We start from the raw sequence: 17,041 nt of genomic DNA, 5'->3' as shown, positions 1-17,041 counted from the left end.
CCCTTACATTTGGTTCATCATCTGGTACATCGGCATCAGCATTGACATATAGACAATCAGAATCATACCGGCTACAACGCCGTAAATGACAGGCTGGAGAATGCCTGTATACTTCTCCGCGTTTTGTTCAAGGCGCTCCATCATAAACTGACTGTACGTATAAAGCTCGCGATGAAGCCTGCCGTTTGCCTGTCCGTGGCTGACTGCAGCCGCTAAATCTTTTTCATAACACGGATGCCCGGAAAGAGCGGATTCTATTGTCTCACCTGCTTTCAAACGTGTAATGAGCATATCCGCTTCTTCACGATAAAAAGGCAGAAAAGATTGTTCCTTAAAAGCCGTTAAGCTGTCATAGATAGAAAGACCGGATTTCAGAAGGCTGCTGAGCTGTAAAGAGAAAAAGTAGCTGTTAAAAAGAACGGCTGCTTTTCCTATTAAGGGGATTTTCACAACAATAAGCATTTTGTCTTGCGGGGATTTTTTCTTACATAAAAACCAAACGAACAAAAACAAGCAGAAAGCGGCGGACAGCGCCAGTGTGCAGGCTTCATGAAAATGCCGAAAAAACGCAAAGATGAAACTGACGCAACCGGAAGTATTCATATTCATTGATTGATAAATCCCTGAAAATTGCGGGATGATCATACTTTGCAGAATATAAAACATGACACAAACGGAGCAGATTAAAAACATCGGATACCGGAGCATTTTTTTGACTTGATTCGTCTGCATGAGCTTTCTCTGTAACAATTCGCCGCTTTGTTTCATCGCCCCGGGCAATTCTCCGTGTTTTTCCGCAAAATAGCAGATAGAGACGGCTTCTTTATGAAAAGACAATGCCTCAAGCACTTCGTAAAACGCATCGCCCTCCCTCAGCCGGCGGATTCCGTCCGTCAGCTCTGCAAGCTGGCGTTTATGAAGCTGGAGTTTCAGCAGTCTGAGCCCTTCGATCAGACTGTACCCTTTTTCGGCCATTTCACCGAGCCTTTTCAAAAAAGCCGCTTGATCTTTCAACGGCCAGGTTCTTTTAATCCGCTTCATGATACACCCACCGATCGTAGTTGTCAGTCGTGACATAGCCGAGCGCGATTCCTTTTCGGATCAGCCTGCGGAGCGTCTGATATTGAAAATTGGCGTGCTCTCCTTTTGCTTCCTGAAAGCATTGGGTGAGATTTTTCCCGTAAAGCAGTTCATAGATTCCCGCACGGCGCGTCTGCCTGTAAAGCCGGCAGTACACGGAGCAGTTTTCCGCTTTGCAAAACGGACACGTTAAATCAACCAGACGCTGAGCGGCAATGGCAATAACGGTTTGTTCAATTTCCGTCATGTTCACCCCAAACTCTAGCAGCCTGTATATAGCGCCCTTAGCATCTCTTGTATGCAGGCTTGAAAGAACGAGGTGCCCCGTCATAGCCGCGCGAACTGCAATTTCAGCCGTCTCGGCATCCCTGATTTCCCCTAAGATGATCATATCGGGGTCATGTCTTAAAATCGCTTTTAAACCGGCGGAATATGTGACTCCGGCTTTTTCATTCACCTGAACTTGTAAAACATCTTCATCTCTCGTTTCTACGGGATCTTCAAGCGTGACAATCCGCCGGTTGAAATGACGTTTTGCATAATTGACAAGCGAGTAGAGAGTGGTCGTTTTTCCAGACCCGGTCGGACCGGTAAAAAGAATCAGGCCGTGGGAATGCTTCAGAAAGGACAATAGTGCGGCGCCTGCCCCCGGAAATAAGGACAGTTTATCCAGAGGGGGAATCTGCCGCTTAGGCAACAGCCTGATGACAAGACTTTCATCATTCATTGTCGGTAAGGTTGACATCCTTAAATGAACGGTTTCGGATGGAAGCGGCAGAGACAATGATCCGTTTTGCGGCTTTCGTCTTTCTCCTATATCCATCGCCGATAAAAACTTAAAATGAGAAATAAGCCTAACGCATTCCTCTTTTTTTAAGACTCTTTTTTTCACAAGAGCATGACCAATGCGAAAATGAATGAAAGCATCCCTTTCACGCGGCACAATGTGTATATCTGAAGCTCTTGACGTATAGGCCTCGTTTATAATGTTCCTGCTGTATGTTTCAATATTCTCCATAAGATTTCCCTCCTTCCGACACGTATTGTAAATCAAATAGACAAGAGCCGGCAAAAGAGAAATGATGCTTTTTACACAGTGTAAAACGTAAAAAAATCAAAAATCAGCTGCATGATATTGATTTACTGAATGAAATCGGGAATCATTCAGTCATTTTCGGCCGCCAAAAAAGCAGGCGTGTGCCTGCTCTTCTTAGCGTTTCTTTTCTTTCCGCAAATATTTCTTTTGATTCTCCCGCAGAATATCCCCTGTCCAGCCCTTCTGCCGCAGATAAATGTAAATCAGCAGGGTTGATACGATAATAATCACGATGGAACAAATATACGAATATTTCCAATGAAGCTCCGGCATATTATCAAAGTTCATCCCCCAGAGAGCGCCAAGCGCCGTCATCGGTGTAAAGAGAGTTGTAAAGATCGTCAATGCTTTTACAATTTCATTTCCTCTTTGAGAGGTAATGACTTCCTCGGCATGCAGCAGATTGCTCAGCTCCTGATCGAACTCATTGATATATGTAATCCCTCTTTCCATCTTTTGATGAGCCCTGAGGTAATCTTTTTGCCTGTCATTTTTCGGAAGAAACGCTTCTTTTAAAGCCATTTCCACTTTTTTAGCCCCCAGTATCAGGCCTTTCCAAATGAACAGCTCGTGGCGCAGCTTATGCACGTTTTCCAAGATTCCTTTGCTGTTGTCATCATGAATCTGCCATTTCAGCGTCCGCTGCTTGACTTCAAATTCATCCAGTCCGATCAGATAGGAATTCATCAGCTCTCCCAGCAGAACAAAAAAGCCTTCAATCGGATTTTCACAGGTTTGAATCTGCTGTGTGGCATGCTTTTCTTTTACACCGCGCAGCAGCGAAAAATCAAAATTAATCGTAAAAAAGAAGTCTCTCGTAATATAAAAGTGAAATACGGTATGGTTTTTTTCATCATCTAATCCTTGATGATAGATTAAAGAGCCGAAAACCGCTTCATTATTCTGATCATTTGTATCTGCGCGCAGAAAGTTTATATGATTTTCATGTTCAAACCACTTTTCGCATTGCGGCCAGTGATTGTGGTGGATCATTTTTTTTGCTTCTGCTTTTTCATGCGGACCGAGCTGGTACCAAAACCAGTCCGTCCCTGAATGTACCTTCATCTCTTGTCAGCCTCCAGTTTCGCTTTCTTTTTTAATTACCGTAAATGAAGCAGGCTAAACCAGGTTTGATGTTTGAGCAGCTTTCCAGAGTGGTATTATTCCGAAAAAAGGGAGGTGCAAGCCTTCCTTCGCGGAAGGCGTTACATTGTATATCATCAAACTGACTGCCATCGTACTATTTATTTTATTAACGGCGTGTTTTGTCGCCATCGAGTTTTCAATCGTTAAAGCAAGGCGCTCCCGCATCAATCAGCTCATTCAGGAAGGTGTGAAAGGGGCAAAAGCAGCCAAGCATGTCATTACACACCTTGATGAATATTTATCGGCGTGCCAATTGGGCATCACCGTAACCGCCTTGGGACTCGGCTGGCTTGGTGAACCGACAGTCAAAGCAATGCTTCAGCCGTTATTTTTAAAAACCGGGCTTCATGAAGCGGTTTCCCATGTACTTTCACTGATTATCGCATTTCTGCTTGTTACATATGTGAATGTTGTCATCGGTGAACTCGCGCCGAAAAGTTTTGCCATTCAAAAAGCCGAGCGGATTACGCTTTTGTTTGCCAGACCGATCATTTTGTTTTATAAGTTAATGTTTCCGTTCATCTGGCTGCTTAATCATTCCGCCCGCCTGATTACAGCCCTGTTCGGCTTGAAGCCGGCTTCAGAACATGAAATGGCTTATACGGAAGAAGAATTGCGGGTGCTGCTTGCCGAAAGCTACCGAAGCGGCATGATTAAAAAAAGCGAGCTGCATTACGTAAATAACATTTTTACATTTGATAAGCGCACAGCGAAAGAAATCATGGTGCCGCGGAATGAAATGGTGAGCCTGCCGTTAGACAGCGGTTCAGGACATATGCTCCGCGACATTATCAAAACAAATAAATATACCCGTTATCCTGTCGTAAAGGGAGATAAAGATCATGTTGTCGGCATCATCAATATAAAAGAAGTTTTATTCAGATTCCTGTCTGAAGGGGCATCGTTTACAAAACACGAGCTCAGCCCTTACATTCAGCCGGCCATCCACGTGATTGAGACGATCCCGATTTATCAATTGTTCGTAAAAATGCAGCGGGAACACGCCCATATGGCCATTCTCATTGATGAGTACGGCGGAACCGCGGGATTAGTAACCGTGGAAGACATCATTGAAGAGATCGTCGGCGAGATCCGGGACGAATTTGATACGGATGAGACACCTTCTGTTCAAAAGCTTGGAGACAGCCGTTATCTTCTGAACGCCAAATTGCTGATCAGTGACGTCAATGACGTACTCGGAACTGAGATTACGGCTGATCAAGTCGATACACTCGGGGGCTGGTTCCTTACTCAGCATATTGATGCAAAACCCGGAAGCACCATTGATTTTGAAGGGTACACATTTACGGTAAAAGAAATCGACAGCCATCATATCATTACGATTGAAGCTGACAAAGCTGAATAGCTGAGGGGGGAATCCCCCTCGGCCATTCAGCTTTATATCATCTTAATGATTCTTTTACGACAAAACCGTTTTTTGCCAGCGCCTTCGCCAGACTCTGCTCCGTTTTCACATGAGAAAAGTCGATGCCGAGCTTCACGACGGTTTGGGCGATTTCCGGCCGGATGCCTGAGATTGTCGTTTCTATGCCAAGAAGTTTTGTGCTGTCAATCACTTTAAAAATTTGATAAGCGACCATCGTATCCACAATCGGCACACCTGATATATCTAGAAATAAATAAGAAAGCCGGAGCGAAGAACATTGGTCAAGCACCGATTCCAAAATCATTTTTGCCCGGTAAGTGTCAATTTCGCCGACAAGCGGCAAAATTCCAATACCGTCGGCAATCGGCATAATCGGCGCGCTTAGTTCGTTAATCATTTCTTTTTGGGCGTTTAATTGCGTTATTGTCACTTTATGATATTCCTCTGTAAATACTTCAATCATATGGTCAATTGCTTTGTTCAGCTTCTCTCCCCATGTAAATACCGCATTTGTATCAGGCTTCTCAGACATCGTTTCACTGCATGTCTGTATGCGGTTCCAGACCAATCTCCGGAATTCTTTAAAGCTTGCGACGCTTTCATAGACAGGGACTTCATGCACGGCCCGGTCTCTTGCAAACTGCAGCGCCCACTTTGTCAGCTCCTCTTCTCCGCCGTCTTTCCCTGATAAAATGCCAGCAACGATTTCAATTAACAGGCGCTGCTGCGTTTCCGCTTTCTGATCCTCTGAAGGCCGCCCCGGTTCGGGGATGAGCAGCCATTGACGTATGATTTCGCCTGATTCTTCAATTAATACTTGAGATAATACTTCATTTAAATGTTTCACGGGTTTCCTCCATTCAAATCTGACTTGTATGTATAAACCGGCGCCGGATGCACATACTGTAATTAGCATTCGATGGGCTATAGCCAAGCGGTAAGGCAATGGACTTTGACTCCGTGATCGTTGGTTCGAATCCAGCTAGCCCAGTCCTGGAACCGCAAAAAACGAAGATTAGCTGATGATGTTTGATCAGCGGATCTTCGTTTTTTTCTTATGATACAGATTGATGCACCGTTTTTTTCTTCGTCAGCTTCATCAATTCTCCTGGATTATATCCGATAACGAGCTTTTTGCGATCGATCAGGATCGGACGCCGCAGCAGCTTCGGATTTTCAGTCAAAAGCTTCAGCACTTCATTTACAGTCATTTCTTCAATGTTCAGGTTGAGGTTTTTAAATGTTTGGCTCCTCGTCGCTAATATTTCATCAATTCCTTCGGTTGTTAAGGATAAGATTTGCTTCAATTCATCAATTGACGGTGTCTCCCTGAATAGGTGGCGCTCTTGAAAGTCAATATTGTGGGCTTTTAACCAATGTTTCGTTTTTCGGCAAGATGTGCAGCTCGGGTATGAATAAAAAATAAGTTCTTTCATTTTTAAAAATTCCTCCCTCGGATAATCCGTCTCTTTGTTAACATAAGTACCCTGAACTTTTTTTCACTAAACGTATTTCAAAAAGATTTTTCGGATCTTTTTTAGAGAACGGCATAAGATATAAAACACAGGGAAAGACATAAATTCCACAATAAATATAATCATGAAAATGTTTACATTTTAACTGCCGATCTATTATAATAAACTTCAGATAGACTCTCGGGAGGGGATAAGGAATGAATCGCATGTTCCGGGTGTTAGGATTTTGGACGGGGATTTTTGCAGTCATGTTTTTTTTAGGCGGCATGAAAGACGCATCTCTTTTGTTTTTTGGACAGACGATCTTTTTCGTATTTCTTTCTTATTTGAATCTGACTGAGCGGATGTATATTTATATTTTCGGAGCGTACTTAACCGTATTTTTCGCCGGATTTACATATTACTCTATTTTTATTATGACACCGGGCGGCGGAACCCACTGACTGAAAAAGACAGACCGATTACGGTCTGTCTTTTTTCGTTTACAATGAAAATCCATTAATAAACGGATTTCGCTCCTGCTCTGTCTGGATGTCCGTTTCCGCGCCGTGACCGCTTAACACAAGTGTATGCCCGGGAAGCGTGAGCAGTTTTTGATGGATGGAATCAAGCAATACGTCTTGATTTCCTCCATGTAAATCCGTCCGGCCGATGCCTCCCTGAAAGAGAACATCGCCTGAAATCACCAAATCAGCGTCCTTCACATAATAAGAAACGCTTCCAGGTGAATGACCCGGCGTAAACAGCGTCTCCAAATGGAAAGGACCGATGTCCAATATGCCGTCGCCTTCAATCAGCCGATCGGCGGGCCGTGCCGTGACAGCAATGCCGCGCAATATGCCTGATCCGTTTAAGGAAGAGTCCTCCAGCCACTTTTCTTCATTTTTGTGAAGATATACGGGAACATCCCATCTGTCTCTTACCTCGTCAAGCGCGCCGATATGGTCAAAATGGGCGTGCGTCAGCAAGATCGCAAGCGGCTTCAAATTGTTTTCTTTTATGTAATTGTTGAGTTTGTCCGCTTCCCCGCCCGGATCGAAAATCAGACAGGATTGATCCTCACTGACGAGGAAATATGCGTTTGCCTGAATCGGACCGGCCGGCATTCGTCTCCATTTCACTTTCATCACCTCTTTATGTATATGCCCTTATTATGAAGGTTTTCTGCCGAAGATTCAATGAATGCGGCTGGGAAAACACTATCGACAAACAAAATGAAAACGGTTAAAATAAAATGGAAAGATTTTCAGGTTCCAATGACAAAGGGGGAGCATGATGTTACTTGTTGTAATCTTCGGCCTTGTCGCATTATTAGCTGTGTTAGGAGTCCTGCGGGCTGTCAGACAGAGAAATATCCTGGGATTTTTGTTAGCCGCCGCCACACTGGGCGTGTTCGGCTGGTTTACCGTCATGACCGTTGTTACAAGCGGCTATCCGACTGCACATTAAAAGCCTGTATCCATTAGGATACAGGCTTATTTTTTATTGCTGCAAATGTTTGCTGACACTTTTGATTTTGCTCTCCAGCGTCGTTTCTTTATCACGCCTGTCATCAATGCGGATATTGGTCGCCACTCTGTGCAGCCCTTTTTGGAACGGGGCTTCGTGAATCTCCTGAATGACCGCGAACAAGTCGCTCAGCTCTCCTTCAATCAAAGTGTTCATCGGTGTGAGCTGAAATTTGATTTTGCCGGCTGCTTTGTAGCCTTCCAAAATCTTTTGCACATCCGCTACATACTCACTGACGCTCGGTGTTTTTGTTCCGATCGGAATGATTGTCACATCTGCAATTGGCATTTGATTCAAACTCCTTTTTCATTTGTTATGATTGGTTCTGTCAGTCCTGTTTTCAGAGATATCAGCCGGTCATACGTAAAGCCGTATAAAGCGTATTCCCCGTTCGGAGAGATCTGAATCGGTTCCATTTCCGTATTGTTAAGCACCGTCCGCTCCCGTTTGTCCCCCAAGTCAAAGCTGATCAGCCTGTATAACCGGCCCTCCGGCTTAAACGTGTAAAACCGCTTGTGGGTCTGATCGTAATCATATTCCATCGGCGCAAAGCTCTCATACTTTTTTTGAAGAGGAAAACGGTGTGTCACGGATGCCGGCTTTTGGAAAAGGAACTCGCCGTCGCCGTCCGGTTTATCCGCTTGTCTGACGGCAAGCGTCATACCCGGGCGGGAATCTGCCCAGATGACATGCTGAAGCACTCTTTTTTCTTTTGCCGTCTCCAGATCATAGGAATATAAAGGGCCCTCTTCCTCCGTTTTTCCTTGCTTAATATATTGAAATTCATCGGAGGACATCCAATGGACAAAAGGGGCCTGAACGGGACTTATTTTTAAAATGCCGTGTTTCATATCGGCTGTATAGGTTGTGAAGTCCCATGTTTCAGAAAAAACGGTAATCATCATTTTGTACGGGTCATATGGATTCCAAGCCGTCTCCAGCTCATAAGAATTAAAGGCTTTGTGATAAAGTCTTTTCCCCTGCTTGTTCATGAGCACAAGCTCAGTCTGTCCGCTGTTTGTCACCTGAACGAGAATCAGCTTTTTTTTCAGGCTGATCTTTACATTGACAATATGGCCCTTTGTTTCGTAGAGCCGTTCGGATTTTCCGCTGAAAAGGTCATATTTCATCAGCTGATCATGTGCTGTATACAAAATGGTCCTGTTATCCAGCCATCCTTCCGTTTTCTCCGCTTCATTTTTACTGAGCGGAACGATTTTCTGTTCTGCTGCTTTTGCTGAGACGTCTGTGTCAGGCTGCTGATGAGATGGTTCACAGGCCGCTAAACACAGAACGAATGCGGACAGCAGAACACAACACAAGTATCTCACCAGCCTTCCCTCCATTCTTTTCTATTGTCCCATATTTGTTAATATAAACAAATGAGAAATTTCACAGATGTCTCAAAAAATAAGCGCCCTCCACAATATTCCTTCCGTCGCTTGATAGATATCAGAAAACTGATGAAAAGGCAAAGGATTTTTTCCCTTTCCGAGCTCAACGGTATAGCCCTCTTTTCCGTATTGCTGTATAAACCAATCCCTGAAACCGGCATGGCTGTCAATGGTTTTTACACCTTGATAGCGGTTTCCGCTTATCGCTTCAAACTCCCGGATGACCTCAGATGATTGCTCCGGTTCACATCCTTCGTACCCCCAATAAATCTCTTCTCCCTGTGTATGAAGCGCGATCAGCCTGTCAGGCGGCTGCTCCGTTATCAGCCGGTGCATCGCCTGCGCCTCCGGTTCAGTGAGCGGCGCCGTGCCCGGAAAATCACGGTACGAGGGAGCCTTCGGTTTGCGCCTCTGTTCAATCTCCCAATTCGATGGGAAATGTTTATTTAAATCAACGCCGTTTATATTCGCCTTCCATTCGCGGAAATCCGGGCGGTGCTCATTTAATCCGTTGAGAAATTCATTTTTTTCTGATAAATCTGCACATCCGTAAAGTACGAGATCCACACCGTCGGGATTTACGAGCGGAACGAATGATAAGGATGTCCGGCTGAATATATCAATGGCGGAATGTCCGAAAACGGTTTTATTTTCGCATAATGCCGCGCAATATTCTTTGCACCATTTAATCGCAACCGACGTGGTAATCCATTCATTGGCATGAAAAGAGGCGTTTACATGCACGTTTCTCTCGGCCGTATCCGCGCCTATTCTCAGCTCATAGAGCGGTTTTCCCAAAACGGAACTGCCGATTTTACGGCACGTGACAAATGGAAAGACATCGATTATTTTCTCAATTTCTTCATAGAGCAACTGAGCGCCGTACACCTTTTCTTCCTTCACCCATTGATCAGCGGAAAGAACGCTTTCACAGTGCCGGATGTATTGCGAAAGCCCGCTAAGCGTTTCTATCGGACATTGTGGCTGACCGCTCACGAGGAAGCCGGGACAAAATAATTCATCGCTTTCCGCCGTTTTATTGGCGTCTTCCAACAGTTTTTCATCAATTGAAAGCACCTGTGCGACATCTTTCATATGCCTTTTTATTTCAGGTTTGACACGAATTCCCGCCATGTTCATCCCCCTTTTTTAAAACTATATGACAGGGGAGATAAAAAAAGAAAGCCGCCCGCTATATGGGCAGGCAGACTTTCTCAGCAGTTCTGATATTTAAGCCATTCATTTTTGGCAATCCACGCTCCGCCAATGACTCCGGCGTCATTTCCCAGTGCCGCAATCGAAATATCGGCCGCTTCCGCAGAACGCGGGAACGCGGTGATTTTGAAGGTCTCTTCCACTTTTGACCGCAGTATTTCGCCTGCTTTAGACACGCCTCCGCCGAGCACGATTTTCGTCGGATTCATAGCGCTTGCCAGATTTCCGAGCACGAGGCCTAAATGTTTTGCGACATAATCAACGACTTCAAGCGCAGTTTTATCCTGCTGTTTTGCCGCATCGAACACGTCACGTGCTGTCAGATCACGCACCTGCAAGAGTGAAGAGTCGGAAACCGACGCAAGTTTTTCTTTTGCGATGCGGACGATGCCGGTTGCGGACGCAATCGTTTCGATACACCCGGATTTTCCGCAGTTGCACGGAGCTCCGCCTTCGGGAATGCTGCAAATATGACCGATTTCTCCGCCGGCCCCGTTTTTACCGTGAACGATTTCGCCGTTGACGATGATGCCTCCGCCGACACCGGTTCCGAGCGTCACTAAAATGACATCTTTGGCTCCGTCACCTGCGCCTTTCCACATTTCTCCGAGCGCCGCGATATTGGCATCGTTTTCAATAACGGCCGGAATACCCGTTTCCGCCTCAAGATGGTCTTTCAAAGGATAGTTTTTCCATCCCATATTAGTCGTCTCATAAACCATCCCCGTCGCTATTTCCACGGGTCCGGGCGCTCCCATGCCGATCCATTTCAAGATTCGTTTCGGCTTGTTCAATTCTTCCAGCTTCTGGTCAAGCGCTTTTGCAATCGTGACCGTTATAGTGTTTCCTGATTTATCGGTCGGAACCTCCCATTTATGCTGGATTTCACCGTACATATTGATAAAGGCCAGCTTGATAGTTGTTCCGCCAAGATCAATCCCCGCAAACCATGTCTCTTCCATAATGATCTCCTTTTCTTATTAAATCCTGCTGTTGTCTCTTCCTTTGATCCTCTCTGATTCCTGCTGTAGAACTCCGGAGGCCTTCAGCCATAAGTCTCTTTCAATCACGTTTGACAAATACATTTCCTTTAATTCATCTTTCATAAAGTCAATTTCAGCTTGTCTGTCACCGAAATACACGATATGTCCGAATGACTTAAACAGCTGCTGTACGTCATAAAATGAATTCATCTTTTTCACCATTTCTTTTCTTCTCAGTATAAGCGTATTTCATCTCTAAAGCAGGCGTCAAGCAAAAAACAATTGGATAAAATATCCTTGTGTCTTTTTGGTAAAATCTATATTCATAATTGTAAAAAAACACTCATTTATGCGTTTTTCTGTTACAATACTTTCGTGCCCAAAAGCACAAAAGGATTAAAGTTTGATGGGGTGTTGTTTTGAAACAAGAAAAAAGGCTGACATTCATTTCAGCCATCGGTTTATTTGTTTTAATGTTAGCAGTCATTATTTCCTGCCTGTTTTTCTTTCATACGGAGCCGCATATGCCGCTGTTTTTTTGTGTCATTATTCTGTCTCTGGCAGGTTTAGGGCTCGGTTTCTCGTGGGGCAGTCTTGAAAAAGGAATTGTCAACGGATTGAAAAACGGTGTACAGCCGATTATCGTGCTGGCTTTGATCGGTGTGCTGATTGGTGCTTGGATGTACAGCGGGGCCATTCCCGCCGTCACTGTTTACGCTTTATCGATTATACAGCCGAGTCAGCTGCTATTGACCGCATTATTTTCATGTATGATTATCAGCACGCTTGTCGGCTCAAGTCTGACAACTGTCAGTACAATCGGCGTCGCGCTGTTAGGGGTGGCAAGCGCGGCGGGAGTTCCGCTCGAATGGACGGCGGGAGCAGTCATTTGCGGGGCCTGTTTCGGTGATAAAATGTCACCGATGTCCGACACGACGAATTTTGCCGCCGGTATCGGCGAAATTCCGATTTTTAAGCATATCCGCCATATGATGGGCACGACCGTTCCAGCCCTTTTGATCACAATCGTTCTTTTTTATATTCTCGGTTCATCCGTTTCAATAAATGCCGCTTCAACGCAAAATATTGAGGCGGTCATTTCCGGAATTAAAGAGGCCGTGCACGTTACGCCTTGGTCGCTTCTTTCACCTCTTTTGGTGATCATTTTGGCGGTCAGACGGGTTTCTGTTATTCCGGTGCTTACCGCCGGTATTATTTCCGCAGGGCTTCTGACTGCCGTTTTTATTCCTGACAGCAGTATTCAAGGATTTATATCCGCCCTGCAAAGCGGCACGGCTTTTAAAACCGGCGACCAGGCTGTAGCCAGCATTATCAACAGAGGCGGACTCCAATCCATGATGGGGTCAGTCTCTCTGATCATGATCGCCTTTGCGCTCGGCGGCCTGATGGAAAAAACAGGCCTGATCGCAGCGCTGCTTCAAGGATTGATAAAAGGCGTGCATACGAAAGGACGTCTTGTCATGGCGACCGTCTTCTCAAGCATTGGCGTAAACCTTGCGACAGGCGAGCAATACTTGTCGATCTTAATTCCGGGTCAGTCTTATAAACCTTTATATGACAAGCTCAGCATTAAGCGGCTTCACCTTGCACGATCGATTGAGGACGGCGGAACATTAATCAATCCGCTGATTCCTTGGGGAGTAAGCGGCGCTTTCATGGCAAGCGCGTTAGGGGTTTCTGTCATCGACTACCTGCCGTTTACCTTTTTCCTGTACATTTCACCGATCATTTCAATCCTTCTCGGTTTCCTGAAAAAAAACTGATATTACGAGAAAAACCTGCCGTCATTACAGGCAGGTTTTTTTCATGCGAAAAATCCCGCTGAAAAAACGGGATTTGTTTAAAAGGCCTGCTGAATGAACTTATTTCTGATAAACGGTATTTTTAAAAAGAAATGAATAAATGGCCGTCTGATCCCTGGCTGGCTGAGCACGGTGTTCATCAGACGGTAGCGGTTTTGGTAAACGGCTAAAACAGATACGGCGCATAATGAGTAGATCAACAATTTTTTCATTTTATCCCTCCTGCCCCTATCGTTTGTCAAACAGCGAGAATTATTCGGGTGCAAGAAGTTTTTTATGCGATGGTTTCAGATTCAGTCACGATCATATCGACCGGGATATCGTGGGGCATGCGGGGAATGCGGTCTGTCAGCTGGCAGTCGAAGAGAAGCGACACGGTACGGCCTTCATAACCTGTCAGAAACCGATCATAATATCCGCCGCCGTATCCGATTCTGAAGCCTTCCCGGTCAAAAGCCACACCGGGCACAATAACAAGATCAATGTCTTTTTGAGCCGCTTTTTCAGTCAGGCTTTCGATCGGTTCACTGAGACCGGCATATACGGTTTCCAGCTGATCATCAGCAGAATATGTACGGAATTCCATCGCTCCCGTCTGGGGGAAGCATTTCGGGATACAGACTTGTTTTCCCTCTTTCCAAGCCTGTTCAATAATCGGCCGTGTCGGAATTTCCAAGCGTTTCGAGATGGTGACGGCAATCATGCGGGCTTGTTTCCATTCTTTTAAAGAAAACAGCGTTTTGTGCATGCTGCGGCTTTTTGCCTCCCATTCACTTTCTGTTATGCCGGAAAGCTTTGCTTTTATATCGGTTCTGATTTGTGCTTTCACGTTTCTCAAACCTCCCTGAAAGACAAAAAAGCCAGAACTTTATTGAAAGCTCCAGCTTTTTCCGCCGTTTGAAACAGCTTATTTTGTTTCACGGTGTAACGTAGATTTTTTATCACGTGGGCAATATTTTTTAAATTCAACGCGGTCCGGATTGTTGCGTTTGTTCTTTTTAGAAATATAGTTACGCTCACCACATTCAGTGCAAGCCAAAGTAATATTAACGCGCATTATTTTCCCTCCAAACTAAATATCATTTACTTATTCAGACTTATACATAATACCACTATAATGCACGGAATGCTAGAGCTGATTTACATGAAATGTTGTTTAAATGCAGAAAACATCAGTTTATGTTTCTGATCCTCTGAATGGCCTTGCGCAAGACGCATACAAAAAATGACGAAACAGGACAAAAAAGGGCTTTCATATGCGAAATCTATAGAGAAATATCCGTTTGCCCCCCGAATAAAAAAGATTTTCCGACAAAATTCTGTTTTTTTCTCTATTTCCTTTAGAATGGCGGCGTTTTATGGTATAAAAAAGAAGGGCAAATTAATAATAGAAGGTGATGAAACGTGGAAATTGCTATTATTGCGTTGTTTATCGTCAGTATAGCGCTTATTGCATTCTCATATTCTCAAAGAGATCCGATGAAAGACGTGGAACAGGAGCTTGAAACGCTTCAGCTTTCCGCCATGCAGGAAATTTACAAGTTAAAAAAGAAAATGACGGTGCTTGAAGAAGAATTGCTGGAAACCAACCTCGTCATCCGCAAAACCAAAAGCAGCGGCATTAACCAAAAAATCGCCAAACAAATCATTTCAAAATATAACAACGGGATGTCTGCCGAAGCCATCGCAAAAGCGGAACACGTGTCTGTCGAGGATGTCAATACCATTATTAAAGATAATGAGAAGGTGCTCGTATGACAAAACGGGGCATTCAGGCTTTTGCAGCAGGTATGATTTTAGCGACGGCCGTCCTCGCCGCTGTCTTCTATTTGACTGACCATGACCGGGCAGCTGCCGTTAAAACTGAAAAAACAGCATTGACAGAAAAAGAAGTAAACAGCTACCTCGACTCTCAGCAAAAAGTCTCCGTCAAACGGGATGACTATCAAAAACTGCTTGACGCTAAAGAAAAATCGTTAAACAACGATCAAAACACGGACGCCAAAAAGAAAAAGGTCACATACAAACTGACGATCAAAGACGGAATGAGCACGGCTGATGTGTCATCCATCCTTGAAAAAGAAGGAATTATTCCTTCAGCGAAGGACTTTAATGATTACGTAATCGACGCAGGCTACCACAAAGAAATCCGCGCCGGCCATTTCAAAGTCGACTCAGATATGAGCTTCAAAAAAATCGTCAAAACATTAACCCGCTAAAAAAGCTTGCAGGCATCGTCCATTCATGGATACGGCCGGCAGGCTTTTTTAATAGACAATATAAAACGGACCCGGTCAATGGCCGGGCCCGTTTTTTCATCCGAATTTTCCGCTGATATAATCATGTGTTTTTTGATGATCCGGCTGGGAAAAGATTTTGCCCGTGTCGCCCCGCTCTACAAGTTCGCCCATATAGAAAAACGCGGTTTGATCAGAAACTCTCGCAGCCTGCTGCATGTTGTGCGTCACAATGACAATGGTATACTTCTCTTTTAAGGTCAGAATCAGCTCTTCTATTTTCCGGGTGGACACGGGATCAAGAGCAGACGTCGGTTCATCCATCAATAGGACATCCGGTTTTGTGGCGAGCGCCCTTGCGATGCACAGCCGCTGCTGCTGTCCGCCTGACAGGGAAAGCGCCTGCTGATGGAGACGATCCTTCACTTCATCCCAGAGCGCTGCTGCCTTTAATGATTCTTCGGCGATTTCAAGCAGTTTCTTTTTATTTTTTTCGCCGTGTATTCTCGGTCCGTACACGACATTCTCAAATATGGACTGCGGAAACGGATTGCCTTTTTGAAACACCATACCGATCTGCTTTCTTAATTCTGCCGCATCCGTCTTTTCCTTCAGCAGATTGCGCCCGTTATAAATCATATCGCCTGTCACTTTGACATTCGGGGCCATTTGCAGCATTAAGTTTAATGTTTTAATAAACGTGGATTTCCCGCAGCCGGACGGACCGATGATGGCAGTGACCTTCCGCTCCTCAAATTCGATCGTAATATTTTTCAAGGCCTGATGAGCTCCGTACCATACGTTCATGCCTTGAATATCAAATAGATTCTGCGTGTGCACCGCTTCTTTTACAACGCTCACGGTTCTTCCCCCTATCCGAACTTTCCGTTAATATAGTCATCCGTTTTTTGCTCTTTAGGACTTGTAAAAATCTGTTCTGTCTGTCCGTACTCCACCACTTCTCCGTTTAAAAAGAAAGCCGTGCGGTCAGACACCCTCAGCGCCTGCTGCATGTTATGCGTAACGATAACAATCGAATAATCTTTTTTCAGTTCTGTCAAAAGCGTCTCGATTCTGGCGTTTGAGATGGGGTCCAGAGCTGAGGCCGGTTCATCTAAAAGAAGCACGGCAGGTTTCATCGCAAGCGTCCGGGCGATGCAAAGGCGCTGCTGCTGTCCGCCTGATAATGAAAGAGCCGATGAATGAAGACGGTCTTTGACTTCATCCCAAAGCGCAGCTTTCGTTAAGCTTTCCTCTACCGCTTCGTCCAAAACGGCTTTTCTTCGTTCACCCGCATACTTCAGCGCATGTGTGATGTTATTGTAAATGGATTTGGGGAACGGATTCGGTTTTTGAAACACCATACCGATCTCCCGTCTGAGAGACACGACATTAATCTCTTCCCCCAAAATATTCAGTCCTTCATAAAGGATTTCCCCCTCGCTTCTTGCAGAAGGGATGGCATCGTTCATTCTGTTAATCTGCCTCAGAAATGTTGATTTCCCGCAGCCGGACGGGCCGATCAGAGCCGTCACCGCATGTTTTTCAATATCCATATTCACACGCTTAACCGCTTGTTTGTCTCCGTAGTAAATGGACAAATGATTCACTTCCAAAATCGACGGCCCCGGCGAACGCTCTGTCTGTTCCGCTTGTTCCCTGACGATGTGATCAATCATATTTTCGCCTCTTTCCG

General features: G+C 44.9%; 22 protein-coding genes and 1 tRNA gene. 7 read left to right on the top strand and 16 right to left on the bottom strand.

Annotated elements, in window-relative coordinates:
* Window positions 1–3: 3 nt before the first annotated feature.
* The 3 genes from comGB to ACXN9U_RS03065 all read right to left on the bottom strand — a co-directional run bounded on the left by comGB (window position 4) and on the right by ACXN9U_RS03065 (window position 3,241).
* Window positions 4–1,041 carry a competence type IV pilus assembly protein ComGB gene (gene comGB / locus ACXN9U_RS03075; protein WP_489202153.1) on the bottom strand — a complete coding sequence of 346 codons (1,038 nt, stop codon included), beginning with the start codon at window positions 1,039–1,041 and terminating at the stop codon, window positions 4–6.
* Entirely contained in the window at window positions 1,028–2,098 is a 1,071-nt protein-coding gene (gene comGA, locus ACXN9U_RS03070) for a competence type IV pilus ATPase ComGA (protein WP_489202152.1), read from the bottom strand. The genes comGB and comGA overlap by 14 nt, the downstream gene beginning before the upstream one ends.
* A 192-nt stretch (window positions 2,099–2,290) precedes the next feature.
* The gene (locus ACXN9U_RS03065) at window positions 2,291–3,241 is read right to left on the bottom strand and encodes a magnesium transporter CorA family protein (RefSeq protein ID WP_060964763.1); all 951 of its coding nucleotides are present in this window, start codon (window positions 3,239–3,241) and stop codon (window positions 2,291–2,293) included.
* A gap of 145 nt (window positions 3,242–3,386) precedes the next feature.
* Between ACXN9U_RS03065 and ACXN9U_RS03060 the strand changes: the two genes are divergently transcribed.
* Window positions 3,387–4,688 carry a hemolysin family protein gene (locus ACXN9U_RS03060; RefSeq protein WP_060964762.1) on the top strand — a complete coding sequence of 434 codons (1,302 nt, stop codon included), beginning with the start codon at window positions 3,387–3,389 and terminating at the stop codon, window positions 4,686–4,688.
* A 37-nt stretch (window positions 4,689–4,725) separates the two neighbouring features.
* On the opposite strand, the gene ACXN9U_RS03055 is transcribed toward ACXN9U_RS03060, so the two are convergent.
* A complete protein-coding gene (locus ACXN9U_RS03055) occupies window positions 4,726–5,556 on the bottom strand; it encodes an STAS domain-containing protein (RefSeq protein ID WP_060964761.1) in 831 nt (276 codons plus the stop codon).
* Between the two features lie 73 nt (window positions 5,557–5,629).
* On the opposite strand from ACXN9U_RS03055, the gene ACXN9U_RS03050 reads away from it, so the two are divergent.
* Window positions 5,630–5,700, top strand: a tRNA-Gln gene (locus ACXN9U_RS03050).
* Window positions 5,701–5,764: 64 nt separating this feature from the next.
* Here the strand turns inward: ACXN9U_RS03050 and ACXN9U_RS03045 are convergent.
* Window positions 5,765–6,145: a Spx/MgsR family RNA polymerase-binding regulatory protein gene (locus ACXN9U_RS03045; protein WP_060964760.1), complete on the bottom strand. Its 381-nt coding sequence runs from the start codon at window positions 6,143–6,145 to the stop codon at window positions 5,765–5,767.
* 236 nt (window positions 6,146–6,381) lie between these two features.
* Between ACXN9U_RS03045 and ACXN9U_RS03040 the strand changes: the two genes are divergently transcribed.
* Complete coding sequence (locus tag ACXN9U_RS03040; protein WP_003153078.1) at window positions 6,382–6,627, top strand: DUF2626 domain-containing protein; 246 nt, start codon at window positions 6,382–6,384, stop codon at window positions 6,625–6,627.
* 39 nt (window positions 6,628–6,666) lie between these two features.
* On the opposite strand, the gene ACXN9U_RS03035 is transcribed toward ACXN9U_RS03040, so the two are convergent.
* Window positions 6,667–7,305, bottom strand: a complete 639-nt coding sequence (locus ACXN9U_RS03035) for an MBL fold metallo-hydrolase (RefSeq protein WP_016938959.1) — start codon at window positions 7,303–7,305, stop codon at window positions 6,667–6,669.
* Between the two features lie 154 nt (window positions 7,306–7,459).
* Here ACXN9U_RS03035 and ACXN9U_RS03030 point away from each other — a divergent pair, with 154 nt between their 5' ends.
* The gene (locus ACXN9U_RS03030) at window positions 7,460–7,633 is read left to right on the top strand and encodes a DUF2759 domain-containing protein (RefSeq protein WP_003153076.1); all 174 of its coding nucleotides are present in this window, start codon (window positions 7,460–7,462) and stop codon (window positions 7,631–7,633) included.
* A gap of 33 nt (window positions 7,634–7,666) precedes the next feature.
* Here the strand turns inward: ACXN9U_RS03030 and ACXN9U_RS03025 are convergent, their stop codons facing one another.
* The 5 genes from ACXN9U_RS03025 to ACXN9U_RS03005 all read right to left on the bottom strand — a co-directional run bounded on the left by ACXN9U_RS03025 (window position 7,667) and on the right by ACXN9U_RS03005 (window position 11,495).
* Window positions 7,667–7,981, bottom strand: coding sequence for an MTH1187 family thiamine-binding protein (locus ACXN9U_RS03025; protein WP_060964759.1), 315 nt, complete (start codon window positions 7,979–7,981; stop codon window positions 7,667–7,669).
* 5 nt (window positions 7,982–7,986) lie between these two features.
* Complete coding sequence (locus ACXN9U_RS03020) at window positions 7,987–9,024, bottom strand: YqgU-like beta propeller domain-containing protein (RefSeq protein WP_489202151.1); 1,038 nt, start codon at window positions 9,022–9,024, stop codon at window positions 7,987–7,989.
* Window positions 9,025–9,096: 72 nt separating this feature from the next.
* A complete protein-coding gene (locus ACXN9U_RS03015) occupies window positions 9,097–10,221 on the bottom strand; it encodes a M14 family metallopeptidase (RefSeq protein ID WP_489202150.1) in 1,125 nt (374 codons plus the stop codon).
* Window positions 10,222–10,301: 80 nt separating this feature from the next.
* Window positions 10,302–11,264 carry a glucose kinase GlcK gene (gene glcK / locus ACXN9U_RS03010; protein WP_489202149.1) on the bottom strand — a complete coding sequence of 321 codons (963 nt, stop codon included), beginning with the start codon at window positions 11,262–11,264 and terminating at the stop codon, window positions 10,302–10,304.
* Between the two features lie 18 nt (window positions 11,265–11,282).
* A complete protein-coding gene (locus tag ACXN9U_RS03005; RefSeq protein ID WP_235588381.1) occupies window positions 11,283–11,495 on the bottom strand; it encodes a YqgQ family protein in 213 nt (70 codons plus the stop codon).
* A gap of 209 nt (window positions 11,496–11,704) precedes the next feature.
* Here ACXN9U_RS03005 and nhaC point away from each other — a divergent pair, with 209 nt between their 5' ends.
* On the top strand, window positions 11,705–13,069 hold the full coding sequence (nhaC, locus tag ACXN9U_RS03000) for a Na+/H+ antiporter NhaC (RefSeq protein ID WP_489202148.1): 1,365 nt from the start codon (window positions 11,705–11,707) through the stop codon (window positions 13,067–13,069).
* A gap of 77 nt (window positions 13,070–13,146) precedes the next feature.
* Here nhaC and ACXN9U_RS02995 read toward each other — a convergent pair whose 3' ends face one another.
* From ACXN9U_RS02995 to rpmG, 3 genes are all read right to left on the bottom strand, one after another.
* The gene (locus ACXN9U_RS02995) at window positions 13,147–13,320 is read right to left on the bottom strand and encodes a hypothetical protein (RefSeq protein ID WP_101605444.1); all 174 of its coding nucleotides are present in this window, start codon (window positions 13,318–13,320) and stop codon (window positions 13,147–13,149) included.
* 62 nt (window positions 13,321–13,382) lie between these two features.
* On the bottom strand, window positions 13,383–13,937 hold the full coding sequence (locus ACXN9U_RS02990; RefSeq protein ID WP_489202147.1) for a 5-formyltetrahydrofolate cyclo-ligase: 555 nt from the start codon (window positions 13,935–13,937) through the stop codon (window positions 13,383–13,385).
* A 78-nt stretch (window positions 13,938–14,015) separates the two neighbouring features.
* On the bottom strand, window positions 14,016–14,165 hold the full coding sequence (gene rpmG / locus ACXN9U_RS02985) for a 50S ribosomal protein L33 (protein ID WP_003153056.1): 150 nt from the start codon (window positions 14,163–14,165) through the stop codon (window positions 14,016–14,018).
* A 347-nt stretch (window positions 14,166–14,512) separates the two neighbouring features.
* Here rpmG and ACXN9U_RS02980 point away from each other — a divergent pair, with 347 nt between their 5' ends.
* A complete protein-coding gene (locus ACXN9U_RS02980) occupies window positions 14,513–14,866 on the top strand; it encodes a hypothetical protein (protein ID WP_016938950.1) in 354 nt (117 codons plus the stop codon).
* On the top strand, window positions 14,863–15,327 hold the full coding sequence (locus ACXN9U_RS02975) for an endolytic transglycosylase MltG (RefSeq protein WP_060964754.1): 465 nt from the start codon (window positions 14,863–14,865) through the stop codon (window positions 15,325–15,327). The genes ACXN9U_RS02980 and ACXN9U_RS02975 overlap by 4 nt, the downstream gene beginning before the upstream one ends.
* A 96-nt stretch (window positions 15,328–15,423) precedes the next feature.
* Here ACXN9U_RS02975 and pstB (ACXN9U_RS02970) read toward each other — a convergent pair whose 3' ends face one another.
* Together pstB (ACXN9U_RS02970) and pstB (ACXN9U_RS02965) are read right to left on the bottom strand one after the other, a co-directional pair.
* Window positions 15,424–16,206 carry a phosphate ABC transporter ATP-binding protein PstB gene (gene pstB, locus ACXN9U_RS02970; RefSeq protein ID WP_489202146.1) on the bottom strand — a complete coding sequence of 261 codons (783 nt, stop codon included), beginning with the start codon at window positions 16,204–16,206 and terminating at the stop codon, window positions 15,424–15,426.
* Window positions 16,207–16,217: 11 nt separating this feature from the next.
* Window positions 16,218–17,024, bottom strand: coding sequence for a phosphate ABC transporter ATP-binding protein PstB (pstB, locus tag ACXN9U_RS02965; protein WP_060964752.1), 807 nt, complete (start codon window positions 17,022–17,024; stop codon window positions 16,218–16,220).
* Between the last annotated feature and the right edge of the window lie 17 nt (window positions 17,025–17,041).

The organism is Bacillus sp. BACIII (assembly GCF_057836745.1).
This window is presented reverse-complemented; position numbering and strand designations above follow the sequence as displayed.

Bases quoted from the DNA above. Each gene is read 5' to 3' on its own strand.
- ACXN9U_RS03045 (WP_060964760.1), bottom strand. From the start codon at position 6,145: ATGAAAGAACTTATTTTTTATTCATACCCGAGCTGCACATCTTGCCGA.
- ACXN9U_RS03040 (WP_003153078.1), top strand. From the start codon at position 6,382: ATGAATCGCATGTTCCGGGTGTTAGGATTTTGGACGGGGATTTTTGCA.
- comGA (WP_489202152.1), bottom strand. From the start codon at position 2,098: ATGGAGAATATTGAAACATACAGCAGGAACATTATAAACGAGGCCTAT.
- glcK (WP_489202149.1), bottom strand. From the start codon at position 11,264: ATGGAAGAGACATGGTTTGCGGGGATTGATCTTGGCGGAACAACTATC.
- rpmG (WP_003153056.1), bottom strand. From the start codon at position 14,165: ATGCGCGTTAATATTACTTTGGCTTGCACTGAATGTGGTGAGCGTAAC.
- ACXN9U_RS03015 (WP_489202150.1), bottom strand. From the start codon at position 10,221: ATGGCGGGAATTCGTGTCAAACCTGAAATAAAAAGGCATATGAAAGAT.
- ACXN9U_RS03005 (WP_235588381.1), bottom strand. From the start codon at position 11,495: ATGAATTCATTTTATGACGTACAGCAGCTGTTTAAGTCATTCGGACAT.
- ACXN9U_RS03065 (WP_060964763.1), bottom strand. From the start codon at position 3,241: ATGAAGGTACATTCAGGGACGGACTGGTTTTGGTACCAGCTCGGTCCG.
- comGB (WP_489202153.1), bottom strand. From the start codon at position 1,041: ATGAAGCGGATTAAAAGAACCTGGCCGTTGAAAGATCAAGCGGCTTTT.
- pstB (WP_060964752.1), bottom strand. From the start codon at position 17,024: ATGATTGATCACATCGTCAGGGAACAAGCGGAACAGACAGAGCGTTCG.
- ACXN9U_RS02975 (WP_060964754.1), top strand. From the start codon at position 14,863: ATGACAAAACGGGGCATTCAGGCTTTTGCAGCAGGTATGATTTTAGCG.
- ACXN9U_RS03025 (WP_060964759.1), bottom strand. From the start codon at position 7,981: ATGCCAATTGCAGATGTGACAATCATTCCGATCGGAACAAAAACACCG.
- ACXN9U_RS03030 (WP_003153076.1), top strand. From the start codon at position 7,460: ATGTTACTTGTTGTAATCTTCGGCCTTGTCGCATTATTAGCTGTGTTA.
- ACXN9U_RS02995 (WP_101605444.1), bottom strand. From the start codon at position 13,320: ATGAAAAAATTGTTGATCTACTCATTATGCGCCGTATCTGTTTTAGCC.